We start from the raw sequence: 26,152 nt of genomic DNA on the forward strand, positions 1-26,152 counted from the left end.
CCGTTCCCATGCAAAGCACCCTTTCCCGATCGCCCGGTAGCCGGTTCTCCCAGTACATGGCGCTGACGAAGCCGCGTGTTACGCAGCTTGCGGTGTTCTGCGCGGTGATCGGCATGTTCCTCGCGACGCCGGGCATGGTGCCGTGGAGGGTGCTGGTCGGCGGCACCGTCGGCATCTGGCTGCTGGCGGGCGCGGCGTTCGCGATCAACTGTCTCGTCGAGCAGAAGATCGACGCGATGATGCGCCGCACCGCGTGGCGCCCGTCCGCGCGCGGCGAGATCACCACCGCGCAGATCCTGCTGTTCTCGGGTGTGCTCGGCAGCGCCGGCGCGTGGACGCTCTACACGTTCACGAACCCGCTGACGATGTGGCTGACGATCGCGACGTTCGTCGGCTATGCGGTGATCTACACGCTGCTGCTCAAGCCGATGACGCCGCAGAACATCGTGATCGGCGGCGCGTCCGGCGCGATGCCGCCCGCGCTCGGCTGGGCCGCGGTGACGGGCGCGGTGCCCGGCGACGCTTGGATCCTCGTGCTGATCATCTTCGTATGGACGCCGCCGCATTTCTGGGTGCTTGCGCTGTATCGCCGCAAGGACTACGAGAACGCGGGCCTGCCGATGCTGCCCGTCACGCACGGCGAGCAGTTCACGCGGCTGCACATCCTGCTCTACACGGTGATCCTGTTCGCGGTCACGCTGATGCCGTTCATCTCCGGCATGAGCGGGGCCGTCTACCTGACGAGCGCGGTGCTGCTCGGCGCGGTGTTCCTCGCGTACGCGTGGAAGATCTACCGCGACTATTCCGACGACCTGGCCCGCAAGGCCTTCCGCTACTCGATCGTCTACCTGTCGCTGCTGTTCGCGGCGCTGCTCGTCGATCACTATGCGCGCCCGCTGCTCGGCGCCTAACCCTACGGTTTGAACGCGATGCTTCATTCTTGGTTCGGGCGCCGCGCGCGCCGAGGCTGGCTGCTTGCCTGCGCGTTCGCGGGCGCTCTGCTGCTCGCGGCGTGCGACAACGCGCCGAAATTCCAGAATCTCGACATCACCGGCAATACCCAGTTCGGCAGCGATTTCGCGCTGCCCGACACGGCGGGCAAGGTGCGCACGCTCGGTGACTTCAAGGGCAAGGCCGTCGTGATGTTCTTCGGCTACACGCACTGCCCGGACGTCTGCCCGACGACGATGGCCGAACTGTCCGAGGCGCTCAAGCAGCTCGGGCCCGACGCCGCGAAGCGCGTGCAGGTGCTGTTCGTCACCGTCGATCCGGAGCGCGACACGCCCGCGCTGCTCGGCCAGTACGTGCCGGCGTTCGATCCGTCGTTCATCGGCCTGCGCCCGGCCGACGACGCGCAGCTGAAGAAGGTGACGAAGGATTTCCGCGTGTATTACGCGAAGGTGCAGGGCAAGGCGCCCGGCAGCTATACGATGGACCACACCGCCGCGAGCTACGTGTTCGACCCGAACGGCAAGCTGCGCCTGTTCGTGCGCGACGGCCAGGGCCCCGGCCCGTGGGTGCACGACCTGAAACTGCTGCTCGACTGAGCAGCGCATGCCGGGACGGCGCCTGCCGTCCCGCGTCTTCTTCCTTCTCTTTCCCTCACGCGCGCGCGGCGCGTTACGGCAGCGCCGGCAGGTTGACGCCCGGCGCCGCGCGGGTCATCCGGAATTCGGTCACGCGGTAGGTCGCGAGCCCTTCGGTCACGAACGGGTCGGTCTGCAGGATCGACTCGAGTGCGTCGCGATCGATGCGCGCCGCGAGGATCATGCCGCCGTCGCGCGGCACCTTCGGCCCCGCCGCGATGAAGATCCCCTGATCCAGCAGCGGCTGCAGATACGCGCGATGGCGCTCGAGCGCGTCGTCGATGCGATCGAGCGGCGCGGTGTAGTGAATGTCGATGACGTACATGGTGGGCCTCGGAAAATCGCCGGGACGCGATGCGCCGGCAAGGCGATCTTGTAGCACAGCCCGCGCCGCCTGTCGCGCCGCCGCCGCCGTGCCGTATTCAAGTTGCAAGCCTGGCTGCCGTCATTACGTCTGCAATCGTTTGCGCGCGACAGGCCGTTCGCGCGCGCGTTGCGTTACCCATCGACATCGACAACAAGGGACGCACGATGAGCCGAATGAGTTTGAACCGCAAGCTGTGGCTCGCGCTTGCGCTGGTATGGATTGGCCTGCTGGGCGTCGGCGCATGGAGCGCGATCGAGACGCGCGCGACGATGCTCGCGGAGCGCAAGGAAGGGATGGCGAACCTCGTCGAGGCGGCGGCCGGCATCGCGAAGTCGTACCACGCGCTCGCGCAGGCCGGCACGCTGCCCGAGGCCGACGCGAAGCGCGATGCGCTCGCGAGCCTCGCCGCGATGCGCTACGGCGAATCCGGCTACGTGTTCGTGATGGACTCGAAGCCGGTCGTGCTGATGCATCCGACGCTGCCGAAGCTGGTCGGCACGCAGGTCGGCGATTATCTCGACCCGGACGGCAAGCCGCTGTTCGTCACGATCCTGAATGCCGCGAAGGCGAATGGCCACGGCTTCGCCGAATATCGCGGGCGGCTGCCGCACAGCGAGACCGCGGTGCCGAAAATCAGCTACGTCACGCGCTTCGCGCCGTGGGACTGGAACATCTCGAGCGGCGTGTTCGTGAAGGACATCGACACGGTGTACTACGAGACGCTGTTCGGCCATCTCGCGGTGGTGCTCGTGATCGGCCTCGTGATCACCGCGGCGATGTCAGTGATCATCCGCAACGTGCGCGGCAGCCTCGGCGGCGAGCCGGACGAAGCCGCCGCGCTGGCCGCGCGCATCGCGCAGGGCGACCTCACGCAGCCGGTGCCGGTGCGCGCGGGCGACCGCACGAGCATGATGGCGGCGATGCACGCGATGCAGGCCCGCCTGCAGGCGACCATCGGCGGGATTCGCCAGTCGGCCGAATCGATCGCGTCGGCGAGCCACCAGATCGCGTCGGGCAACGACGACCTGTCGCAGCGCACCGAGGAGCAGGCCGCGTCGCTCGAAGAGACGGCGGCGAGCATGGAGCAGCTCACCGCGACCGTGAAGCAGAACGCCGACAACGCGCGGCAGGCGAGCGGGCTCGCGAACAATGCGTCGGACATCGCGCGCGCCGGCCACGACGTCGTGAACCGCGTGATCGGCACGATGGGCGAGATCGACGACAGCTCGCGCCAGATCGCCGACATCATCGGCGTGATCGAGGGCATCGCGTTCCAGACCAACATCCTCGCGCTGAATGCCGCGGTGGAGGCGGCGCGCGCGGGCGAGCAGGGCCGCGGCTTCGCGGTGGTCGCGGGCGAGGTGCGCTCGCTCGCGCAGCGCAGCGCGACGGCCGCGAAGGAGATCCGCGCGCTGATCGGCGAATCGGTCGAGCGGGTGCGCAACGGCTCGACGCTGGTCGGCCAGGCGGGCACGACGATGGGCGAGATCCTGCAGGCGGTCGCGCGGGTGACGGACATCATGGGCGAGATCGCGGCGGCGTCCGAGGAGCAGGCGAGCGGCATCACGCAGGTTGGCCGCGCGGTCACGCAGATGGACCAGGTGACCCAGCAGAACGCGGCGCTCGTCGAGGAAGCCGCGGCGGCGGCCGCGTCGCTGCAGGAGCAGGCGGCGCGGCTGCGCGATGCGGTGGGGTCGTTCCGCGTCGGCGGCGGCGCGGCGTTTGCGCGCCCGTCGGCCGAGCCGGTGCTGGCCGCGGCCGAGGCGGCCTGATGGCCTGACGGCCTGACGCGGCCTGACGCGGCCTGACGCGGCCTGACGCGCGGCGAGCGGCGAGCGGCGAGCGGCGAGCGAAGAGCGGAGAGCGGAGAGCGGAGAGCGGAGAGCGGCGAGGGGCGAGCAGAGAGCCGCGAGCGGCATGCCCCGATCCGGCGCATACCCATATGAGCGGGATGTATTTCACTTCCCGCCGATCCTGTGACACCATTTGCCCCTTTCCTGCGAGTCGGTGGATACCCGCATCGCGCCCTTTTTAGATCGAAAGAAAGCGAGAAACAGATGAAGCGTCGCAGTCTCCTGAAAGTGTTTTCCGTGCTGGCTACCGGCGCCGCGCTGACGATGTCGGCGGGTGCGCACGCCGAGGACAAGGTGGTGAAGGTCGGCACGGTGGCCGGCCCGGACGCGGAAGTCTGGCAAGTCGTGCAGAAGGTCGCGAAGGAGAAGGAAGGCCTGAACGTGAAGGTGATCGAGTTCAACGACTACGTGCAGCCGAACGCGGCGCTCGACGCGGGCGACCTCGACGCGAACAGCTTCCAGCACCAGCCCTACCTCGACAGCCAGGTCAAGCAGCGCGGCTACAAGCTCGTCAGCGCGGGCCTGACCTACATCTCCCCGATCGGCGTGTACTCGAAGAAGATCAAGGCGCTGAAGGATCTGCAGCCGGGCGCGAAGGTCGCGGTGCCGAACGATCCGTCGAACGAGAACCGCGCGCTGCTGCTGCTGCAGGCGCAAGGCGTGATCAAGCTGAAGGCGGGCGCCGGCACGGGCGGCAACAACGCGACGGTGCTCGACATCGCCGACAACCCGAAGAAGCTGAAGATCTCCGAGCTCGACGCGGCGCAGCTGCCGCGCGTGCTGTCGGACGTCGACGCGGCCGTGATCAACACGAACTACGCACTCGCCGCGAACCTGCAGCCGACCAAGGATGCGATCGCGCTCGAATCGCTGACGAGCCCGTACGCGAACCTGATCGCGGTGCGCGCGAAGGACAAGGATCAGCCGTGGGTGAAGAAGCTGGTCAAGGCGTATCAGTCGACGGAAGTGCGGGAATTCATCAAGAAGCAGTTCAAGGGCTCGATGGTCGCGTCGTTCTGAACGCCGCACACCGGTCGGACCGCTGAGCGAAAAGGGCCTGCATCGTGCAGGCCCTTTTTCGTTCGCGCGGTTGGTGTGCGCTTACATATCGCCGCGCCGCGAGCAGATCGACATGATCTGCTGGATCGCATAGTTGTCGCGCACGCCCGGCAGCGACTGCACGACGCACTCGTGAAAGCGCCGCTCGCGCGGCAGCAGCATCGCGTTGTCGCGGTACAGCGCGTCGCACGAGCGCTGGATCAGCTGCGCCGCCGCGCCGTTGCGGCTTTCGCGCAGCGCGTTGAGCATGCACGCGTCGTATTGCGCGCCGCCGTCGGTCAGCGCGAACGCCGCGCCCGGCAGCGCCAGCGCGACGGCTGCGCATGCGATGGCTCGGATCCCCCGTTTCATCTGCCCTCCGATGGAGTGGATTGGGTCGGCGACAGCATAGCGTAAAGCCGCGAGCCAGGCTGACGCGTTGGCCGACATGGCCGGCACCGCCGCCGGCCGGGCTTCGCGCGCATTTTCGGGCCCCGGCGAGGGCCGCGATCCGGCGTGCCGCGCGAAAGCATCAAGTCAGGCGGTGGTCTGCGGAAATGGTATCCTCGTGCGTTCGCCGCTGCACGCTTTCCCGGAGCGTGCGCGGGCCGATCGCCCGCGTGTCGTACGCGCGGCGGCGCCCGCCCGACGGCGGCGGGAATCCATCATCCAGAACCGACACAATACGGGGGAGACTCATCCATGAAGCGATTCAAGACTTTCGCGATCCGTTCGATCACGGCCGGCGTCGCCGCACTCGCGCTGGCCGGCGCCGCGCACGCGCAGACCGTCAAGGTGCTGTCGATCGTCGACCACCCGGCGCTCGACGCGATCCGCGACGGCGTGCGCGCCGAGCTGAAGGCCGAAGGCTACGGCGACGACAAGCTCAAGTGGGAATACCAGAGCGCGCAGGGCAACACGGGCACCGCCGCGCAGATCGCGCGCAAGTTCATCGGCGACAAGCCCGACGTGATCGTCGCGATCGCGACGCCGGCCGCGCAGGCGGTGGTTGCGTCGACGAAGAGCGTGCCGGTCGTCTATTCGGGCGTCACCGATCCGGTCGCCGCGCAGCTCGTGAAGGGCTGGGGCCCGACGGGCACCAACGTGACGGGCGTGTCCGACAAGCTGCCGCTCGACCGCCAGGTCGCGCTGATCAAGCGCGTCGTGCCGAATGCGAAGACGGTCGGCATGGTCTACAACCCGGGCGAGGCGAACTCGGTCGTCGTCGTGAAGGAGCTCAAGGCGATCCTCGCGAAGCAGGGGATGACGCTCAAGGAAGCGGCCGCGCCGCGCACCGTCGACATCGGCCCGGCCGCGAAGAGCCTGATCGGCAAGGTCGACGTGATCTACACGAACACCGACAACAACGTCGTGTCCGCGTACGAGGCGCTCGTGAAGGTCGCGAACGAGGCGAAGATCCCGCTCGTCGCGGGCGACACCGACAGCGTGAAGCGCGGCGGCATCGCGGCGCTCGGCATCAACTACGGCGACCTCGGCCGCCAGACCGGCAAGGTCGTCGCGCGGATCCTGAAGGGCGAGAAGCCGGGTGCGATCGCATCGGAGACGAGCAGCAACCTCGAACTGTTCGTGAACACGGGCGCGGCCGAGAAGCAGGGCGCGACGCTCGCGCCGGATCTCGTCAAGGACGCGAAGACGGTCATCAAGTAAGCCGCGGCCCGAGCGCCGCGCCGGCAGGCCCGATCCGGGCCTGGATGACATCGCCGCACGGGCGGCTCCCATCCGGGGCCGCCCGTTCGCTTCACCCGGCCGTACACGTCCGGCCGGGCAGCAACAGGATTCCCCACCATGTCTCTGTTCTCGTTTCTGGGCGCACTGGAGATCGGCCTGATCTTCAGCCTCGTCGCCCTCGGGGTGCTGATTTCGTTCCGCATCCTCAATTTCCCCGACCTGACCGTCGACGGCAGCTTCCCGCTCGGCGGCGCGGTGGCCGCGACGCTGATCTCGGCCGGCTTCGACCCGTTCGCCGCGACCGGGCTCGCGATCGTCGCGGGCGCGCTGGCCGGCTTCGTCACGGGCTGGCTCAACGTGCGCCTGAAGATCATGGATCTGCTCGCCAGCATCCTGATGATGATCGCGCTGTATTCGGTGAACCTGCGGATCATGGGCCGGCCGAACGTGCCGCTCATCACCGAGCCGACGCTGTTCACCGTGCTGCAGCCCGACTGGCTGCCCGACTACGTGCTGCGCCCGGCGCTGCTCGCGATCGTCGTCGTGGTCGCGAAGCTCGGCCTCGACTGGTTCTTCTCGTCGCAGCTCGGCCTCGCGATGCGCGCGACCGGCGCGAACCCGCGGATGGCGCGCGCGCAGGGCATCGCGACCGGCCGCGCGACGCTCGCCGGGATGGCGCTGTCGAACGCGCTCGTCGCGCTCGCGGGGGCGCTCTTCGCGCAGACGCAGGGCGGCTCGGACATCTCGATGGGGATCGGCACGATCGTGATCGGGCTGGCCGCGGTGATCATCGGCGAGACGCTGCTGCCCGCGCGCCGGCTGGTGCTGACGACGCTCGCGGTGGTGCTCGGCGCGATCGTCTACCGCTTCTTCATCGCGCTCGCGCTGAACAGCGAATTCATCGGCCTGAAGGCGCAGGATCTGAACCTCGTGACGGCCGCGCTCGTCACGATCGCGCTGGTGCTGCCGGCGACGCGCAAGAAGCTGTTCGCGCGCAAGAACGGAGGGGCATGACATGCTGTCCGCACAAGACCTGAAGCTCACCTTCAACCCCGGCACGCCGATCGAGACGCGCGCGCTGCGCGGCCTGTCGCTCGAGATTCCCGACGGCCAGTTCGTCGCGGTGATCGGCTCGAACGGCGCGGGCAAGTCGACCTTCCTCAACGCGATCAGCGGTGACCAGGCGGTCGACGCGGGCCGCATCGCGATCGACGGCGCGGACGTCACGCGCCAGCCGGCGTGGGATCGCGCGCACCTCGTCGCGCGCGTGTTCCAGGATCCGATGGCCGGCACCTGCGAAGCGCTGACGATCGAGGAGAACATGGCGCTCGCGATGGCGCGCGGCGCGCGGCGCGGCTTGCGGGCCGCGCTCGACCGGCCGTCGCGCGAGCTGTTCCGCGACAAGCTGCGGCTGCTGAACCTCGGCCTCGAGAACCGGCTGACCGACCGGATCGGCCTGCTGTCGGGCGGCCAGCGGCAGGCGGTGAGCCTGCTGATGGCGTCGCTGCGGCCGTCGCGGATCCTGCTGCTCGACGAGCATACGGCCGCGCTCGACCCGAAGACGGCCGCGTTCGTGCTGGAGCTGACCGCGCGCATCGTCGCGGAAAGCAGGCTGACGACGATGATGGTCACGCACAGCATGCGGCAGGCGCTCGACTACGGCGATCGCACGGTGATGCTGCACCAGGGGCAGGTCGTGCTCGACGTGTCGGGCGATGCGCGCCGCGGGCTCGACGTGCCGGACCTGCTGCAGATGTTCGAGAAGGTGCGGCACGAGCAGCTCGACGACGACGCGCTGCTGCTCGGCTAGCGCCTCGTCGCGGATCGGCCGGGGCCGCGCTCCGGCCGGCATTCGCCGCGTCTCTCCTCTGACGAAAGGCCGGTTTTCCGCCGGCACTGTGCGGCGCGCGAGCATTGCCATATACTGTATATCCATACAGTTGTGGGTGGCGTCATGCTCGCATCCTCCATTTCTCCCGAATCCCTGCATCCGACGCTCTGGCGCGGTTCGCAGCTGGCGCGCGGCGGCCCGCGCACGATCGAGACCGGTTTCGCGGCGCTGTCCGCCGAGCTGCCCGGCGGCGGCTGGCCGGTCGGCGGGCTCGTCGAGCTGCTGGCCGCGCAGCCGGGCTGCGGCGAGATGCGGCTGCTCGCGCCCGCGCTCGCGCGCACCGTCAGCGCCCGGCGGCCGCTCGCGCTCGTCGCGCCGCCGCAGTCGCCGCATGCGAGCGCGCTCGCCGGCCTCGGCGTGCCGGCCGACGCGCTGCTGTGGCTGCGCGCCGGCAGCCGCACGGACGCGCTGTGGGCCGCCGAGCAGGCGCTCAAGACAGGCTGCTGCGGTGCCTTGCTGCTCTGGCAGGACGCGCGGCCCGATGCGCTGCGGCGCCTGCATCTCGCGGCCGCCCGCACGGGCGACACGCTGTTCGTGATGCTGCGCCCGCTGCCGGCCGCGCGGCAGCCGTCGCCCGCGGTGCTGCGCGTCGCGCTGCATCCGGCGCCGGGCGGCGTGTCGATCGACATCGTCAAGCGGCGCGGGCCCGCGCGCGGCGAGCCGCTCGTGCTCGACCTGCCATCGCCTATCGTGGAGAGCCGCTATGCGCGTCTTGCTCGGCATCCATCTGCCGCGCCTGCCGCTCGACGTGTGCGCCCCGCCGCCGTCTGACGCAAAGGCCGGTGCGGCCGGCTGCGCGGTGCTCGAGCAGGGCGTCGTGCTGATCGCCGACGCGGCCGCGCACCGGCAGGGCGTGCGCGCGGGCATGAAGCGCGGCGGCGTGCTGACGCTCGCGCCCGATACGCAGCTCGTCGAACGCGATCCCGCGCGCGAGGCCGACGCGCTGCGCGCGGTCGCGCTCGCGCTGCTGCGCTTCTCGCCGTGCGTCGCGCTCGACGACGAAGCGACGCTCGTCGTCGACGTCGGCCCGAGCCTGCGCCTGTTCGGCGGGCTGCCGTCGCTGTGCCGCCAGGTGCGGGCGACGCTCGCGGCGCTCGGCTATGCGGCGCGCCTGTCCGCCGCGCCGACCGGGCGCGGCGCGTGGCTGCTCGCGCGCGCCGCGGCGGGCCGCGGGCGCACGCGCCGGCGCGTCGCGCGCCAGGCGTCGCTCGTTCGCGCGCTCGATGGGCTGCCGTGCGTGCTGCTGCCCGACGCGCGTCCGTACGCGGGCTGGTTCGACGGCCTCGGCTGCCGCACGCTCGCCGATCTGCGCGGGCTGCCGCGCGCGGGGCTGCAGCGCCGCTGCGGTCCCGCGCTGCTGGCCGCGCTCGATCGCGCGTACGGCGAGGCGGTCGAGCCGCTGGCGTGGATGGCGGTGCCGCCCGTGTTCGACGTGCGGCTCGAATTGCCGGAGCGCGTCGAATACGCGGAGGCCGTGCTGTTCGCCGCGCGGCGGCTCGTCGTGCAGCTGTGCGGCTGGCTGGCCGCGCGGCAGCTGTCGCTCGCCGCGATGACGGTCGGCCTCGAGCACGAGCGGGGCCGCCAGGCCGTGCCGCCGACGCTGCTCGAGCTCGCGTTCGCGTCGCCCGTGCGCGATGAGGGGCATTTCATGCGGCTGCTCGGCGAGCGGCTCGCGCGGGTCGAGCTGTCGGCCGCGGTGATCGCGGTGCGCGTGACGGCCACGCGTGTCGAGTCGGTCGCGCCGCCGGCCGAGGATCTGTTCCCCGAGCCGGGCGGCACGCGCGAGACGCGCGCGCGGCTCATCGAGCTGCTGGTCGCGCGGCTCGGCGCGGAGAACGTCTTGCGCGCGGCGCCCGTCGCCGATCACCGGCCCGAGGCCGCGAACCGCTGGCTGCCGCTCGATGCGCCGGCCGGCAAGCCGTCCGCCGGCCCGCCGGCCGCGCCGCCGCGCCCTGCGTGGCTGCTGGCCGAGCCGCAGCCGCTGCTGATGCGCAACGAAAGGCCGGTGTTCCGCACGCCGCTCAGGACGATGTCGTCGCCGGAGCGGATCGAGGCGGGCTGGTTCGACGGCCAACTGGCGGCGCGCGATTACTTCGTTGCGCAGGACGAGGCGGGCGCGTGCTACTGGGTGTTCAGGGAACGCTCGGGGAGCCAGGCCGAGCCGCGCTGGTTCCTGCACGGCCTGTTCGGGTGAACGGCGATGGTTGCGGAATTCACGTTGCTTCCCGACTACGCGGAACTGTTCTGCCGCTCGAACTTCTCGTTCCTGCATGGCGCGTCGCATGCGGAGGAACTGGTCGAGCGCGCGGTCGAGCTCGGCTATCGCGGCATCGCGATCACCGACGAATGCTCGCTCGCGGGCGCGCCGCGGATGCATGTCGCGGCAAAGGCGAAAGGGCTGCCGCTGATCGTCGGCGCGTACTTCGAGGTGACGCCGGACGATGTTCCGCCCGGCCACGATCCGGGCCCCGGCGCGTTCGGGCTCGTGCTGCTCGCGCAGAACCGCGAGGGCTACGGCAACCTGTCCGAACTGATCTCGTGGCGGCGCATGAACGCGCCGAAGGGCACCTACCGGCTGACGTCGCGGATGCTGTCGGCGCCGCCCGCCGAGTTCGCGCATCTGCGCGGCATGCCCGACTGCTTTGCGATTCTCGTGCCCGCGTATCCGGTGCGCACGGATGTGCTCGATGCGCAGGTCGCGTGGTTTCGCGCGACGTTCGGCGAGCACGCGCGGCTCGGGCTCGTGCAGTTGCAGCGCGCGCTGGATGGTGTGCAGCGCGAGGAGATTCGTGCGGCGGGCGAGCGGCGCGGCGTGCATATCGTTGCGCTCGGCGATGTGACGATGCACCTGCGCTCATGCAAGCCGCTGCAGGACGTGATGACGGCGATTCGCGTCGGGATGCCGGTCTCGGAATGCGGGTATGCGCTCGCGCCGAACGCGGAACAGCATTTGCGTTCGCGCGGGCGGATCGCGAAGCTGTTTTCGCTGGACGAGATTGCGCAGACGTGCGCGATGCTCGATGCGTGCAGCTTCTCGCTCGGCGACCTGAGCTACGAGTATCCGCTCGAGCTCGTGCCGGACGGACACACGCCGGCCAGCTATCTGGCGCAGGAAACCTGGGCAGGCGCGCGCCGGCGTTATCCGAACGGCGTGCCGGCGAAGGTGGAGGGGTTGATCAAGCACGAACTCGAATTGATCCATGACCTGAAATACGAGCCGTTCTTCCTGACGGTGTACGACGTCGTCACCTATGCCCGCAGCCGGAACATCCTGTGCCAGGGGCGCGGCTCGGCCGCGAATTCGGTCGTCTGCTATTGCCTCGGCGTGACCGAGGTGGATCCGGAGCGCAGCACCTTGCTGTTCGAGCGCTTCATCAGCCGCGAGCGCGGCGAGCCGCCCGATATCGACGTCGACTTCGAGCATCAGCGGCGCGAGGAAGTCATCCAGTACCTGTACGAGAAATACGGCCACAACCGTGCCGCGCTTGCCGCCGCCGTATCGACCTACCGCCCGCGCGGCGCGCTGCGCGAGACCGGCAAGGCGCTCGGCGTCGATCCGATGCTGATCGAGCGCGTCGCGAAGGGGCATCGCTGGTTCGACGGCAGCCGCGATCTGCTGCAGCAATTCGCGTCCGTCGGCCTCGACCCCGGCACGCCGCTGATCCAGGCCTGGGCCGAGCTTGCCGCGCGGCTGCTCAATTTCCCGCGCCACCTGTCGCAGCATTCGGGCGGCTTCGTGATCAGTCGCGGCAAGCTCACGCGGCTCGTGCCGGTCGAGAACGCGGCGATGGACGGGCGGCGCGTGATCCAGTGGGACAAGGACGATCTCGAAGCGCTCGGGCTGATGAAGGTCGACGTGCTCGCGCTCGGCATGCTGTCGGCGCTGCATCGCGCATTCGACATGGTCACCGCATGGCGCGGGCCGCCGAAGCGGGGCGGCCGGCCTGACGACGACAGGCCGTTCGGGATGGACGACATCGTGCAGGATGACGACGACACCTACGACATGATCTGCCGAGCCGACACGGTCGGCGTGTTCCAGATCGAATCGCGCGCTCAGATGTCGATGTTGCCGCGCCTGAGGCCGCGCGACTACTACGATCTCGTGATCGAGGTCGCGATCGTGCGGCCGGGGCCGATCCAGGGCGGCGCCGTGCATCCGTACCTGAAGCGGCGGCAGGGAATCGAGAAAGTCAGTTATCCGAAGGAGGATCTGAAGCCCGCGCTCGAACGCACGAAAGGCGTGCCGATCTTCCAGGAGCAGGTGATGCAGATCGCGATGATCGCGGCCGGCTTCACGCCCGGCGAGGCCGACGAATTGCGTCGCGCGATGGCGGCGTGGAAGCGCAAGGGCAATCTCGAGCAATATCACCGCAAGATCGTCGACGGGATGCGGGAGCGCGACTATCCGCCCGAATTCGCCGAGCAGATTTTCGAGCAGATCAAGGGCTTCGGCGATTACGGTTTTCCGGAGAGCCACGCGGCCAGCTTCGCGCATCTCGTGTACGCGAGCAGCTGGCTCAAATGCCACGAGCCCGCGATCTTCCTCGCCGCGTTGCTGAACAGCCAGCCGATGGGCTTCTACGCGCCCGCGCAGCTCGTGCAGGACGCGAAGCGCCACGGCGTGACGGTCCTGCCGGTCGACGCGACGGTGAGCGGCTGGGAGGCGTCGCTCGAAGCGCTGCCCGGCGAGGCGCCGCCGCACGGCCGGCCCGCGGTGCGGCTCGGCCTGTCGCTCGTGCGCGGCCTCGGCGAGGCGGCCGCGCGGCGGATCGAGGCCGCGCGCACGGCCGGCCCGTTCGAGAACGTCGATGCGCTCGCGCGCCGCGCGCAGCTCGAGCGCCGCGACCTCGAGGCGCTGGCCGCCGCGAACGCGCTCGCGACGCTGGCCGGCCATCGCCGCGATGCGCTGTGGCAGGCCGTCGCCGCGGCGCCCGAGCGCGACCTGCTCGCGGCCGCGCCGATCGACGAGCCCGAGCGGCCCGCGCTCGGCGCGCCGTCGGAGGCCGACGACATCCTGTCCGACTACCACACGACCGGCCTCACGCTGAACCGTCACCCCGTCGCGCTGCTGCGGCCCGCGCTGCGCGCGCAGCGGCTGTCGTCCGCGGCCGAGCTGCGCGACCGCCGCAACGGCCGGCTCGCGCGCGCGTGCGGGCTCGTGATCGCGCGGCAGATGCCGGGCACCGCGAAAGGCGTGATGTTCATGACGCTCGAGGACGAAACGGGCTGCGTGAACGTGATCGTGCGGCCCGAGCTGCTCGCGCGGCAGCGCCGCGAGACGCTCGATTCGCGGCTGCTCGCGGCGTCGGGCGTGTGGCAGGTCGAGAGCGACGTGCGGCACCTCGTCGCGCAGCATTTCGAGGACCTGACGCCGCTGCTCGGCGGCCTGCGCACGTCGAGCCGCGAATTCCACTGACACACACGCAAACGCACGTGCACGGTGCATACCAGTTCATGTAATTGGTTCTATTCCGGTCTCATTTTCGTCGTAATCCGTTAGCCCGGCCGCATCGTGGAATTGGCCCTTTGCAACCCACCTCGGGTAAATCCCTATCCCGTACTTCGTTGTAAACAAAGGCTTTGGCGCAGCTAAAACGCTTGCGGGGCAAGGCTTCCGGAGATTTTAACGACGCTAATACCAGTTCGTTGACTGGTATTATTGTGGTTATATAATGCGTTCACTTTCCGACGGCCCGCGTCCGTCGCCCGACCCCCTGGAGGCTCATGGAAACCGGCTGGTCCGAACTGGCGCCCGATCCTTGCCGCGACGCCCCGCTTTATCTGCAGCTCGCCCGCAACCTGGCGAACGCGATCCACGGCGGCGCGTGGCAGGCCGGCGAAGCGCTGCCGTCGGAGCGGCTGCTGTCGGCGTCGGTCGGCGTGTCGCGGATCACCGCCCGGCGCGCGCTGGCGCTGCTGGTCGAGCAGGGCCTGATCACGCGGGCGCGCGGCGCGGGCAGCTTCATCACGCCGCGCGTCGCCGATCCGCTGTCGCATCTGGTCGGCTTCACCGCGAAGATGCGCCAGCGCGGCTTCCGGCCGGATTCGGTGTGGCTGTCGCGCGCGCTGCGCGCCGCGAGCCGCGACGAGATCATCCATCTCGGCCTCGCGCCCGGCGCGACCGTCGCGCGGCTCGAGCGGCTGCGCCGCGCGGACGGCATCGTGATGGCGGTCGAGCACTCGACGCTGCCGGCCGCGGTGGTGCCCGATCCGCAGGCGCTCGGCGCGTCGCTGTACGACTATCTGGAAGCGCGCGGCACGGTCGTGGTGCGCGCATTGCAACACTTTCGCGCGGTGAACGCGACGCGCGAAATCGCGAAGTGGATGGCGGTGGCGCCGGGCGCGGCGCTCCTCGTGATCACGCGCATCGGCTACGGGGCCGACGAGCGCGCGATCGAAGTCACCGAATCCTACTGCCGCGACGATTACTACGATTTCGTCGCCGAGCTGAAACGCTGACGCGCGACACTGCGCCGGCGCGCGGCACGCGACGCACGCAACGGATTACGGAACTCGCGACGCGGTTCGCCGCGTCACCCGATCATCAAGAGAACGTCATGCTGACTGGCAACATACTGACCCCCGACGGCTGGCTCCACGGCTCGCTCGACTGCGAGAACGGCCGCATCACCACGCTCGACGGCACATCCGCCGACCCCGCGAAGAACGATGCGCCGTACATCCTGCCCGGCTTCATCGACCTGCACGTGCACGGCGGCGGCGGCGCCGACGTGATGGAAGGCGGCGACGCGATCGAGACGATCGCCCGCACGCACGCGCAATACGGCACGACGAGCCTGCTCGCGACGACGATGACCGCGCCGCGCGACGAGCTGATGAAAGTCGTCGGCAACCTCGGCAGCGTCGCGCGCACCCGCACGCCGGGCGGCGCGCGCGTGCTCGGCGTGCACCTCGAAGGGCCGTACATCAACCCCGGCAAGCTCGGCGCGCAGCCGGACGCGGCCGTGTCGGCGGTGCTCGACGAGGTGCTGAAGTACCTGTCGATCGCGCCGATCCGCGTCGTCACGCTCGCGCCGGAAATCGCCGGCCACATCGAGATCATCGGCGAGATGGCCGCGCGCGGCGTGCGCGTGCAGCTCGGCCACTCGCTCGCGACCTACGACGATGCCGTCGCCGCGCTCAAGCACGGCGCGTGCGGCTTCACGCACCTGTTCAACGCGATGTCGCCGCTGCATCACCGCAACCCGGGCCTCGTCGGCGCGGCGCTCGCGCATGCCGAATACGCGGAAATCATCCCCGACCTGCTGCACGTGCATCCGGGCGCGATCCGCGCGGCGCTGCGCGCGATCCCGCGCCTGTACGTCGTGACCGACAGCACGTCGGCCACCGGCATGCCCGACGGCGAATACCGGCTCGGCAGCCAGCACGTGACCAAGTGCCTCGGCGGCGTGCGCCTCGCCGACGGCACGCTCGCCGGCAGCACGCTGACGATGGACCAGGCGCTGCGCAACCTCGTGTCGCTCGGCCTGCCGATCGCCGACGTGTCGAACCGCATGTCGCGCTATGCGGCCGATTACCTCGGCATCGCCGATCGCGGCCGCATCGCACGCGGCGCATGGGCCGACCTCGTCGTGTTCGATCGCGACCTGAACCTCACCGCGACCTACGTCGAAGGAGAATCGATTGTCGAATATGCTTAACGAAGCGCGCGAGGCCGCGCAGGTCGTCGCCGCGCAGCTGGCCGACACCACGCGCGTCGAGGCGCTCGCCGCCCAGTTGCTCGCGCATCCGCCGGCCGTCGCGCTGACGGTCGCGCGCGGCAGCTCGGATCACGCCGCCAGTTACTTCGCAAGCCTGACGATGAGCCGCCTCGGCGTGCCGGTCGCCTCGCTGCCGATGTCGGTCGCGACGCTGCAGCAGGCGCCGCTGAAGGTGCAGGACCAGCTTGCGATCGCGTTCTCCCAGTCGGGCCAGAGCCCCGATCTCGTCAACACGATGGCCGCGCTGCGCGAAGCGGGCGCGCGCACCGTTGCGGCGGTCAACGTGCTGCCGTCGCCGCTCGCCGACGCCTGCGAGCACCAGTTGCCGCTGCTGGCCGGCCCCGAGCTGTCGGTGGCCGCCACCAAAAGCTATATCGCGATGCTGTCGCTGTCTGCGCAGATCGTCGCATTCTGGCAGCGCGACGCCGCGCTCGTCGCCGCATTGCGCGGCCTGCCCGACGTGCTCGCGCAGGCGGGTTCGCTCGACTGGTCGCCGGCCGTCGCCGCGCTCGCCGGCGTCGAACGGATGATCGTGATCGGCCGCGGCCTCGGCCTCGCGATCGCGCAGGAAGCCGCGCTGAAGCTGAAGGAAACCTCCGGCATCCAGGCCGAGGCGTTCTCGAGCGCCGAAGTGCGTCACGGCCCGATGGAGCTGATCGACCGCGACTACCCGCTGCTCGTGTTCGCGCCGCCGGGGCCGGAGCAGGCGGGCCTGCTGCAGCTGGCGGCCGACATGCGCGCGCGCGGCGCCGCGGTGCTGCTCGCCGCGTCCGCCGGCACGCCCGGCCTGTCGGGTGCGACGCTGCCGCTTGCGCAGTCCGCCCACGCGGCGCTCGACCCGATCGCCGCCATTCTGTCGTTCTACGTGATGGCGGCGGATCTCGCCGTCGCGCGCGGCCGCAACCCCGATACGCCGCGCCACCTGAACAAAGTCACCGAAACGCATTGATGAGCCGAGAACGCCGATGAGACGCGCCGAGGAGTCCCAGTTGAAGAGCCCCACCCACGATCAGATCGTTCTGCTTGCCCCATTGACGGGGCCGATCGTTCCGCTGGCCGACGTGCCCGATCCGGTGTTCTCCGGCGGGATGTTCGGCGACGGCATCGGCATCGACCCGCTCGCCGGCAAGCTCGTCGCGCCGTGCGCAGGCGTCGTGTCGCACCTCGCGCGCACCGGCCACGCGGTGACGATCACCACGCCGCAGGGCGCGGAAGTGCTGCTGCACATCGGCATCGACACCGTCGAGCTGAACGGGCAGGGCTTCACCGCACACGTCGAAGCCGGCGCGCACGTCGCGGCCGGCGACCTGCTGATCGAGTTCGACCAGGACGCGGTCGCGCGCAGCGCGCACAGCCTCGTGTCGGTGATCGCGATCGCGAACTCCGATGCATTCGAGATCGTCGCGCGTGCGCACGGCGTCGCGACGGCGGGCGAGACGCCGCTCCTCACGCTGCGCGGCAAGGGCGAGGCGGCCGTGCAGGCGGCCGAGGCGGGCGCCGCGGCGATGAACGAGGCGCGCCGCGCGATTCAGCTGACCCAGCCGGGCGGCCTGCATGCGCGGCCGGCCGCGCGGGCGCGCGAGGCGGCGCGCGGGCTCGACGCGCATGTCGAAGTGCACTTCGACGGCCGCAAGGCGCCGATCGAAAGCGTGGTCGGGCTGCTGGGCCTCGGCGCCGGCGAACTGGCGACGATCGAGCTGGTCGGCCGCGGCGCGCACGCGCAGCAGGCGGTCGATGCGGTCGCGCACGAGCTGCTGCGCGAAGCGCACGGTGAAGTCGAGGAAAAGCCGGCGCGCACGCTGTCGCCCGCGCCGCAGCCGGTCGCGCGCAGCGCCGGTGCGCCGCTCGCCCCGAACACGCTCGCGGGTGTGTGCGCGGCGCCGGGCATCGCCGTCGGCGCGCTGGTGCGCTGGGACGACGCCGACATCACGCCGCCCGAACAGGCGAGCGGCACGCCCGCTTCGGAAAGCCGCGCGCTCGACAAGGCGCTCGCCGCCGTCGACGCGGAGCTGGACGACACGGTGCGCAGCGCGTCGCAGCGCGGCGCGGTCGGCGAGGCAGGGATTTTCGCGGTGCATCGCGTGCTGCTCGAGGATCCGACGCTGATCGACGCGGCACGCGACCTGATCAGCCTCGGCAAGAGCGCGGGCCACGCGTGGCGCGCGACGATCCGCGCGCAGATCGACACGCTGTCGAAGCTCGACGACGCACTGCTCGCGGAACGCGCGGCCGATCTGCGCGACATCGAGAAGCGCGTGCTGCGCGCGCTCGGTCACACGAGCGGCACGGCGCGCGCGCTGCCCGACGAGGCGGTGCTGTCCGCCGAGGAATTCACGCCGTCGGATCTCGCGTCGCTCGATCGCGCACGCGTGACGGCGCTGGTGATGGCGCGCGGCGGCGCGACGTCGCACGCGGCGATCATCGCGCGCCAGCTCGGCATTCCGGCGCTCGTCGCGGTCGGCGACGCGCTGTATGCGATTCCGGACGGCACGCAGGTGGTCGTCGACGCGAGCGGCGGGCGGCTCGAGCACGCACCGACCGCGCGCGACGTCGAACGCGCGCGCCACGAATGCGAGCGCCTGGCCGGCGTGCGCGAGGCAAACCGCCGCACCGCGGGCGAAGCCGCGGCGACGGCCGACGGCCGCGCGATCGAGGTGGCCGCGAACATCGCGACGCTCGACGACGCGAACACCGCGGTCGACAACGGCGCCGATGCGGTCGGCCTGCTGCGCACCGAGCTGATGTTCATCCACCGCCAGGTGGCGCCGACCACGCTCGAGCACCAGCAGAGCTACCAGTCGATCGTCGACGCGCTGCAAGGCCGCACCGCGATCATCCGCACGCTCGACGTGGGCGCGGACAAGGAGGTCGACTACCTGACGCTGCCGCCCGAGCCGAACCCGGCGCTCGGCCTGCGCGGGATCCGGCTCGCGCAGGTGCGCCCGGACCTGCTCGACGACCAGCTGCAGGGCCTGCTCGCGGTGAAGCCGTTCGGCGCGGTGCGGATCCTGCTGCCGATGGTCACCGACGCGGGCGAGCTCGTGCGGCTGAAAAAGCGCATCGACGAGTTCGCGCGCGCGATGGGCCGCACCGAGCCGGTCGAGGTGGGCGTGATGATCGAGGTGCCGTCGGCGGCGCTGCTCGCCGACCAGCTCGCGCAGCACGCGGATTTCCTGTCGATCGGCACCAACGACCTGACCCAGTACACGCTCGCGATGGACCGCTGCCAGGCCGATCTGGCCGCGCAGTCGGACGGCCTGCACCCCGCGGTGCTGCGCCTGATCGACATCGCGGTGCGCGGTGCGCAGCAGCACGGCAAATGGGTCGGCGTGTGCGGCGCGCTCGGCGGCGATCCGCTCGCGGTGCCTATCCTCGTCGGCCTCGGCGTGACCGAGCTGTCGGTCGATCCGGTGTCGGTGCCGGGCATCAAGGCGCGCGTGCGCCGTCTCGATTACGCGTTGTGCCGCCAGCGCGCGCAGGATCTGCTCGCGCTCGATTCGGCACAGGCGGTCAGAGCAGCAAGCCGCGAGATCTGGCCGCTCGACTGAGCGTCGACGGGGACTCGCGTGCCGTTTCAGCAGCAACGCACATCCACTACGAGAGCAATTACGTCAACGAAGAGACAAGGATTGGAGGACTGAATGGACGGGAATCCGTTTCTGAAGATACAAAGCCTGGGCCGCGCGCTGATGCTGCCGATCGCGGTGCTGCCGGTCGCCGGCATCCTGTTGCGGCTCGGCCAGCCGGACGTGTTCAACATCAAGATGATCGCCGACGCGGGCGGCGCGATCTTCGAGAACCTGCCGCTGCTGTTCGCGATCGGCGTGGCGGTCGGCTTCGCGAAGGACAACAACGGCGTCGCGGCGCTCGCGGGCGCGATCGGCTACCTGATCGAAACCGCGATCATGAAGGACATCGACCCGAAGCTGAACATGGGCGTGCTGTCCGGGATCATCGCGGGCGTCGTCGCGGGGCTGCTGTACAACCGCTACAAGGACATCAAGCTGCCCGACTACCTCGCGTTCTTCGGCGGCAAGCGCTTCGTGCCGATCATCACGGGCCTCGCATGCGTGGTGCTCGGCATCGTGTTCGGCTACGTGTGGCAGCCGGTCCAGCACGCGATCGACGCGGCCGGCCAGTGGCTCACGACCGCCGGCGCGATCGGCGCGTTCGTGTTCGGCTTCCTGAACCGCCTGCTGCTCGTCACGGGCCTGCACCACATCATCAACTCGCTCGCATGGTTCGTGTTCGGCAACTTCACGCCGGCCGCCGGCGGCGAGATCGTGCACGGCGACCTGCACCGCTTCTTCGCGGGCGACCCGAGCGCGGGCGTGTTCATGGCCGGCTTCTTCCCGATCATGATGTTCGGCCTGCCGGCCGCGTGTCTCGCGATGCTGCACGAGGCGCCGAAGGAGCGCCGCGCGGTGGTCGGCGGTCTGCTGTTCTCGATGGCGCTCACGTCGTTCCTGACGGGCGTCACCGAGCCGATCGAATTCAGCTTCATGTTCCTCGCGCCGGTGCTGTACGTGATCCATGCGGTGCTCACGGGCCTGTCGCTCGCGATCTGCCAGCTGCTCGGCGTGAAGCTCGGCTTCACGTTCTCGGCGGGCGGGATCGACTACGTGCTGAACTACGGGCTGTCGACGAAGGGCTGGGTCGCGATCCCGCTCGGCATCGCGTACGGCGCCGCGTACTACGGGCTGTTCCGCTTCTTCATCCGCAAGTTCAACATGGCGACGCCGGGCCGCGAGCCGGCAACGGCCGACGCGGCGGCAACCGAGCCGGCCGCGGCGGGCGGTTTCGTCGCACCGGCAGCGGCGGCTGCCGCGCCGCGCGCGCAGCGTTATATCGCCGCGCTGGGCGGGGCGGGCAACCTGTCGGTCGTCGACGCATGCACGACGCGCCTGCGCCTGACCGTCGCCGACCCCGAGAAGGTGTCGGAAGCGGACCTGAAGGCGATCGGCGCGCGCGGCGTGCTCAAGCGCGGCGGCAACAGCGTGCAGGTGATCATCGGGCCGGAGGCCGACATCATCGCCGACGAAATGCGGGCCGCGATCGGCAGCGGCGCGGCCGCGGCGGCAGCGGGCGGCGCAGCGGCATCGCCGGCCGTCGCGCATGCCGGCGGTGCGGCCGGCCCGCTGGATCCCGATCCGGCGCGCTGGCTCGCGGTGTTCGGCGGCGCGACCAACATCGCGGCGCTCGATGCGGTAGCGACCACGCGCCTGCGCGTCGTCGTGCTCGACCCGTCGTCGGTCGATCGCGCGCGCCTCGGGGCGCTCGACGTCGCGTGGGTCGCGCTCGACACGTTCCATATCGTCTGCGGTCCGGCGGCGTCGCGCTATGCGGAGCAGCTCGCGGCGCGCCTGCCGTCGACAGGCGGCGGCGCGGCGGCCCAGCCGGCCTGATGCGGCAGGCGCCGGCGCGAATCCGCGTGACGGGTTCGCGCCGGCGGGTGGGGAAGGACAAACGGCTTGCGATCTTCGCAAGCCGTTTTCGTTTGACGAGCGTGGGGAAGGGGAATGGCGGCGCGGAGCCGCCGATGCGGCCGGGGCGCACGCGATGCGTGCCCCGGCCACCGCTCACGGGTTCGTCAGCGTGAACGTCGGCTTGCGATAGCCGATGCCCGCGCGCTCGAGCTTCGGCAATTCGCGCTGCGCGAGCAGCGTCGCGAAGCCCGCCCAGTCGCGCTGGAGCGCGGCGATGTCGACGTGATGCGTGTCGCCGAGCTTGTAGCGCACGCCCGCCGCGTACGGCAGCTCCCAGTCGGCCTTGTGCCACGCGCGCTCGGCGAGCGCGAGCAGCCGCGGATACGCCATGTATTCGAGCAGCCGGTCGTTGCGCATCACCTCGCCCCACGCCTGCCCCTGGATCCCTTCGAGACGCGGTGCGGCACCCGTGCCCGTCACCTCGAACGGATTGCCGTCGCGGTCGCCGATCACCTCGGCGTTCTGCGGCAGGTTGTCCGGCGCGAGCGAGAACACCTTGTACTCGTCGGTTGCCTGCGAGCCCCAGTAGTAGCCGCGCTCGCGCGGGTTGCGCGTGTACGGGAAGTCGAAGTACAGGTAGTCGGGCAGCGCGAGCACCGTCCGGTATCCCTTCACGCTCAGGTCGCGCGCGCTGTCCGACGCGCCCCAGAAGATGGTGTCCCACAGCGACACCATCACGTTGCGCGTGCTGAAGTCCTGCGGACCGTTCGCGTGCTTGATGCCGTCCTGCCACGCGGCCATCGTGCCGATCCCGTTCGCGTCGACCACCGCGCTCACCTGCTTCGCGAAGCGCGTCGGCAGCTCGTCGATCGAGCGGACCTCGCCGCGCTGCAGCAGCGCCGTGCACGCGGGCGAGCGCGCCCACGGCTTGTCCTGCGCGGCCAGATCGATGCGGCCCTTGCCCGGATCGGCGCCGTTCAGCGGCTGGAAGCCCGTGCCGAGCAGGATGTTCTTCGCCTCGTCGCCGCCGTAGTGCCAGGTGCGCAGCGGCACGCGCGCGTCCGCATGCATCAACGCGATCTCGCGGATCACCTTCGTCGCGAAGTTGAGCGCGCCGGGCACGCACGGGTTCAGGTCGCTGCGCCGGTCGTAGAACTGCACCGTCAGCAGGTTCGACGTGTCCTGCGGATCGAGCAGCCGGTACGCGTTCGCTTCCTGGTCGCGGCCGGCCGCGTGCAGGCGGCGATAGCGCGCCTCCATCGACACCACGGCCGCGCGCGAGTGCGCGGGCATGTCGATCTCGGGAATCACCTCGACGAAGCGGTCGGCCGCGTAGCGCAGCAGCGCCATGTAGTCGTCGCGCGTCAGGTAGCCGCCGCCCGAACGGTCGTCGGGCCCCGAGCCGAGCTGCGGCAGCAGGCAGCGCGTCTCGGACGGATCGTGGCAGCGCCGCGCGCCGACGTCGGTCAGCTCGGGCAGGCCCGGAATCTCGATGCGCCAGCCTTCGTCGTCGGACAGGTGCAGGTGCAGCCGGTTGAGCTTGTACGCGCTCATCTGGTCGATCAGGCGGCGCAGCGTCGCCGGGTGCTTGAAGTTGCGCGCGAGGTCGACGTGCATGCCGCGGTGGACGAAGCGCGGCGCGTCCTCGACGAGCATCGCCGGGATCGGGCCGCCGCCGGCCGGCGCGAGCGAGAAGAGCGTCTGCACGCCGTAGTAGAGGCCCGCGCGGTCGTAGCCTTCGATGAATGCGCCGCGCGGCCCGATCGCGAGCCGGTAGCCGCCGGGCGTCGCGATGTCGGCCGGCAGCCGGCGCGGCGCGACCACGCCCCACACCGGCACGCGCGCGCCGTCGAGGCCGAGCGTGCCCGCGCGCTCGCGCAGCGCCGCGACCTGGGCGGCAGGCAGCTCCGGCAGCGCGAGGTCGATGCCGCGCAGCTCGAGCGCGCCGTCGAGCGCGCGCTGCCGCTTTACGCTCGGCAGCGCGCGGCTGGCGTCCGGCCGCGCGGCGACCGGCGGCGCATTGCCGGGCGAATTGCTCTGCGCGTCGGCGGGCAGCGATTCGACGTAGCGCAGCTCGTCATCGGTGTCGTTGTAGCGGAGCACCGCGGGCGCCGCACCGTCGACGACCACGTACGGGCGCGGAATCACGTCGCTGTAGCGGCGCAGCCAGTATTCGGCGACGAACGGCAGCTCGAGGCGCTCGCCCGGCGCGAGCCTGAGCGTGCCCGGCTGCAGCGTCAGCTCGTACAGGTCGCCCGTCAGGCGGCGCAGCGCGAAGCCCGGGCGATCGATCCGCAGCAGGCGGCGGATGCTGTGCAGGTAGAGCTTCCAGCCGCCGTCGGCGATCGGCTGGTGGCCGCGGTTCTGCAGGATCAGGCGGCCCGTCGCGCAACTGGCCCAGTCGGCGCCGAGATCCGCGCACGGCACGCCGGCCGACGCCGCGTGATTGTTGTCGACGGCGACCCGCAGCGCGAGGCCGTTCGACAGCAGCGCCGCGAGCGCGGCGGGCGTCTGCGCGGGCCGGGCGGCGTTCGCGGATGCCGCGGCCGCGGCCACGGCGCCGGGCGCCGCGGGCGTCTGCGCGGGCCGGGCGGCGTTCGCGGATGCCGCGGCCACGGCGCCCGGCGCCGCGGGCGACTGCGCGCGCGCCACGCCCGGCGGCAGCGTGGCCGCCAGCAGCAGGCCGGCGCACAGGGAAGGCAGGATTCGATTCATGGGAATTCCTTGGAAAAAGTTCGGCGAGGCTCGGCAGTGCGTCGCCGGGGGATGACGTCGCTGCGATCGGGTCTTTCAAGGAAGCTGCTGGGGAAGGCTGGCCGCGCGCGGGCGGGGGGAAGCGGGAAGTGCGGATGCCGTGCGCGGGGCCGGCGCTACGGATCGGGTTCGGGACAGGCGTGCCGGTCGGCCCGGCGGCCATGCGCGCACGGCTTCATGAACCGCGCGCGGCGAGCGGCGCGCCGTCAGCCCATGGACGTCGATAGCTCGGCGAGGCGCCGGAGCGGGCCAAGCGGGGATCTTTCATGTCTCCTCCACCCAAGTGGACGCGGCCTGTGCGCGGCCGCGAGAAAGATCATATGAAACCTTTGAATGGTATTCAAGTGGTATTAATTTGGTTCCAGATTGGCATTGGATTTTGAGATAACGCGGTGCCGGGGCGGTGCGCCCAGGCGAAAAAAAACCTCGCCGAGGCGAGGTTGTGTCCGGTGCGACGGCGTGGCGTGCGGCGCTACGTCCGTTCGCCGCGCGCGCCGTTCGACGCGATGCCCTTGGGCTGCGCTTCGAGCCACATCGCGTTGACGATGCCGAACGCGAGCGCGACGCCGATACCGAGAATCCAGCTGAAGTACCACATGATCCGACTCCTTGCGAAACGGGAGGCGAGGGCGCATGCGCGCCCCGGCCGGGTTCAATACATCGAGTGCGTGTTTTCCTCGAGCGCCTGCCGCGTGACCTTGCCGCGCATCACGCGGTACACCCAGCTCGTGTAGAGCAGGATGAGCGGCAGGAACACGATCACGGCGAACAGCATCACCTGCAGCGTCATGTGGCTCGACGTCGAATCCCACACCGTCAGGCTGCTCTTCGGGTCGAGCGACGACGGCATGATGAACGGGAACATCGAGAAGCCCGCGGTCAGGATCACGCCGACGACCATCAGGCCCGTGCAGAAGAACGCGGTCTTCTCGCGCTGCGAGCCGGCGAGCAGCAGCGCGAGCACGCCGCCCGCGATGCCGACGATCGGCGCCGCGACCATCCACGGATACTCGCCGTAGTTCGCGAGCCACAGGCCCGAGCCGGCGGCGACGTCCTTCAGCAGCGGGTTCGCGACCGTGTCGGTGGGCGCGGCGCGCGTGATGTGATAGCCGCCGATATAGGACGCGATCAGCACGCCGGCGAGCACGAACAGCACGACCGCGAGGAACGCCGACACGCGCAGCGCGACCGACGCGCGGCGTGCGATCACGCCGTCCGTCTTCATCTTGATGAACGCGGCGCCGTGCGCGACGAGCATCGTCAGGCTGACCAGGCCGCACAGCAGCGCGAACGGGTTCAGCAGCGCCCAGAAGCTGCCGTGATAGCTGACGCGCAGGTCCGTGTCGAACTGGAACGGCACGCCCTGCAGCAGGTTGCCGAACGCGACGCCGAACACGAGCGCCGGCACGAAGCCGCCGACGAACAGGCCCCAGTCCCAGCCCGCGCGCCAGCGCGGGTCGGGCCGCTTGCTGCGGTAGTCGAAGCCGACCGGCCGGAAGAAAAGCGCGAACAGCACCAGCAGCATCGCGAAGTAGAAGCCGGAGAACGACGCCGCGTAGACGAGCGGCCACGCGGCGAACATCGCGCCGCCGGCGGTGATCAGCCACACCTGGTTGCCTTCCCAGGTCGCGCCCACCGTGTTGACGATGATGCGGCGCTCCTCGTCGGTCTTGCCGAGGAACGGCAGCAGCGCGGTCGCGCCCATGTCGAAGCCGTCGGTGACGGCGAAGCCGATCAGCAGCACGCCGACGAGCAGCCACCAGATCAGCTTGAGAGTTGCATAGTCCATAGCGATTCCTTGTGCGGTTTCGTTTGCGCGTGCGA

General features: G+C 70.4%; 20 protein-coding genes. 15 read left to right on the forward strand and 5 right to left on the reverse strand.

Going from position 1 to position 26,152, the window contains the following annotated elements; genetic code table 11:
- Positions 1-8 precede the first annotated feature (8 nt).
- Together cyoE and ABFO07_RS04285 are read left to right on the forward strand one after the other, a co-directional pair.
- Entirely contained in the window at positions 9-911 is a 903-nt protein-coding gene (gene cyoE, locus ABFO07_RS04280) for a heme o synthase (RefSeq protein ID WP_059566514.1), read from the forward strand.
- A gap of 18 nt (positions 912-929) precedes the next feature.
- Complete coding sequence (locus ABFO07_RS04285; RefSeq protein ID WP_059803193.1) at positions 930-1,547, forward strand: SCO family protein; 618 nt, start codon at positions 930-932, stop codon at positions 1,545-1,547.
- Between the two features lie 73 nt (positions 1,548-1,620).
- Here ABFO07_RS04285 and ABFO07_RS04290 read toward each other — a convergent pair whose 3' ends face one another.
- A complete protein-coding gene (locus tag ABFO07_RS04290) occupies positions 1,621-1,911 on the reverse strand; it encodes a YciI family protein (protein WP_059885290.1) in 291 nt (96 codons plus the stop codon).
- Between the two features lie 206 nt (positions 1,912-2,117).
- On the opposite strand from ABFO07_RS04290, the gene ABFO07_RS04295 reads away from it, so the two are divergent.
- Positions 2,118-3,725: a methyl-accepting chemotaxis protein gene (locus ABFO07_RS04295; RefSeq protein ID WP_347468412.1), complete on the forward strand. Its 1,608-nt coding sequence runs from the start codon at positions 2,118-2,120 to the stop codon at positions 3,723-3,725.
- A gap of 285 nt (positions 3,726-4,010) precedes the next feature.
- The gene (locus ABFO07_RS04300; RefSeq protein ID WP_059566518.1) at positions 4,011-4,826 is read left to right on the forward strand and encodes a MetQ/NlpA family ABC transporter substrate-binding protein; all 816 of its coding nucleotides are present in this window, start codon (positions 4,011-4,013) and stop codon (positions 4,824-4,826) included.
- Positions 4,827-4,907: 81 nt separating this feature from the next.
- On the opposite strand, the gene ABFO07_RS04305 is transcribed toward ABFO07_RS04300, so the two are convergent.
- The gene (locus tag ABFO07_RS04305; RefSeq protein ID WP_059566519.1) at positions 4,908-5,216 is read right to left on the reverse strand and encodes a VF_A0006 family four-cysteine protein; all 309 of its coding nucleotides are present in this window, start codon (positions 5,214-5,216) and stop codon (positions 4,908-4,910) included.
- A gap of 330 nt (positions 5,217-5,546) precedes the next feature.
- On the opposite strand from ABFO07_RS04305, the gene ABFO07_RS04310 reads away from it, so the two are divergent.
- From ABFO07_RS04310 to nagE, 11 genes are all read left to right on the forward strand, one after another.
- Positions 5,547-6,512, forward strand: coding sequence for an ABC transporter substrate-binding protein (locus ABFO07_RS04310; RefSeq protein ID WP_059885294.1), 966 nt, complete (start codon positions 5,547-5,549; stop codon positions 6,510-6,512).
- Between the two features lie 138 nt (positions 6,513-6,650).
- Positions 6,651-7,547, forward strand: coding sequence for an ABC transporter permease (locus ABFO07_RS04315; RefSeq protein ID WP_059885297.1), 897 nt, complete (start codon positions 6,651-6,653; stop codon positions 7,545-7,547).
- A gap of 1 nt (position 7,548) precedes the next feature.
- Entirely contained in the window at positions 7,549-8,343 is a 795-nt protein-coding gene (locus ABFO07_RS04320; RefSeq protein ID WP_059566522.1) for an ABC transporter ATP-binding protein, read from the forward strand.
- 144 nt (positions 8,344-8,487) lie between these two features.
- A complete protein-coding gene (gene imuA / locus ABFO07_RS04325; RefSeq protein WP_059891255.1) occupies positions 8,488-9,195 on the forward strand; it encodes a translesion DNA synthesis-associated protein ImuA in 708 nt (235 codons plus the stop codon).
- Entirely contained in the window at positions 9,128-10,618 is a 1,491-nt protein-coding gene (locus ABFO07_RS04330; protein ID WP_059960095.1) for a Y-family DNA polymerase, read from the forward strand. The genes imuA and ABFO07_RS04330 overlap by 68 nt, the downstream gene beginning before the upstream one ends.
- Positions 10,619-10,624: 6 nt before the next feature.
- On the forward strand, positions 10,625-13,843 hold the full coding sequence (locus ABFO07_RS04335; RefSeq protein ID WP_060149059.1) for an error-prone DNA polymerase: 3,219 nt from the start codon (positions 10,625-10,627) through the stop codon (positions 13,841-13,843).
- Between the two features lie 308 nt (positions 13,844-14,151).
- Positions 14,152-14,886 (forward strand): GntR family transcriptional regulator, encoded by a 735-nt coding sequence (locus tag ABFO07_RS04340; RefSeq protein WP_059885304.1) that lies wholly within the window; start codon positions 14,152-14,154, stop codon positions 14,884-14,886.
- Positions 14,887-14,984: 98 nt separating this feature from the next.
- Positions 14,985-16,088, forward strand: coding sequence for an N-acetylglucosamine-6-phosphate deacetylase (gene nagA / locus ABFO07_RS04345; RefSeq protein WP_059566527.1), 1,104 nt, complete (start codon positions 14,985-14,987; stop codon positions 16,086-16,088).
- Positions 16,081-17,097 carry an SIS domain-containing protein gene (locus tag ABFO07_RS04350; RefSeq protein WP_060149060.1) on the forward strand — a complete coding sequence of 339 codons (1,017 nt, stop codon included), beginning with the start codon at positions 16,081-16,083 and terminating at the stop codon, positions 17,095-17,097. Before nagA ends, ABFO07_RS04350 begins: the two co-directional genes overlap by 8 nt.
- A gap of 16 nt (positions 17,098-17,113) precedes the next feature.
- A complete protein-coding gene (gene ptsP, locus ABFO07_RS04355; protein ID WP_124490837.1) occupies positions 17,114-19,696 on the forward strand; it encodes a phosphoenolpyruvate--protein phosphotransferase in 2,583 nt (860 codons plus the stop codon).
- A 93-nt stretch (positions 19,697-19,789) separates the two neighbouring features.
- Positions 19,790-21,553: an N-acetylglucosamine-specific PTS transporter subunit IIBC gene (nagE, locus tag ABFO07_RS04360; protein WP_059922951.1), complete on the forward strand. Its 1,764-nt coding sequence runs from the start codon at positions 19,790-19,792 to the stop codon at positions 21,551-21,553.
- Between the two features lie 174 nt (positions 21,554-21,727).
- Here nagE and ABFO07_RS04365 read toward each other — a convergent pair whose 3' ends face one another.
- From ABFO07_RS04365 to cydB, 3 genes are all read right to left on the reverse strand, one after another.
- Positions 21,728-24,289, reverse strand: coding sequence for a family 20 glycosylhydrolase (locus ABFO07_RS04365; RefSeq protein ID WP_347468416.1), 2,562 nt, complete (start codon positions 24,287-24,289; stop codon positions 21,728-21,730).
- 511 nt (positions 24,290-24,800) lie between these two features.
- Positions 24,801-24,926 (reverse strand): cytochrome bd-I oxidase subunit CydX, encoded by a 126-nt coding sequence (cydX, locus tag ABFO07_RS04370; protein ID WP_059803163.1) that lies wholly within the window; start codon positions 24,924-24,926, stop codon positions 24,801-24,803.
- Positions 24,927-24,980: 54 nt separating this feature from the next.
- Positions 24,981-26,117, reverse strand: a complete 1,137-nt coding sequence (gene cydB, locus ABFO07_RS04375; RefSeq protein WP_059891260.1) for a cytochrome d ubiquinol oxidase subunit II — start codon at positions 26,115-26,117, stop codon at positions 24,981-24,983.
- Positions 26,118-26,152: the final 35 nt, after the last annotated feature.

Origin of the sequence: Burkholderia stagnalis, from assembly GCF_039848545.1 — a bacterium.
Taxonomy (GTDB): domain Bacteria; phylum Pseudomonadota; class Gammaproteobacteria; order Burkholderiales; family Burkholderiaceae; genus Burkholderia; species Burkholderia stagnalis.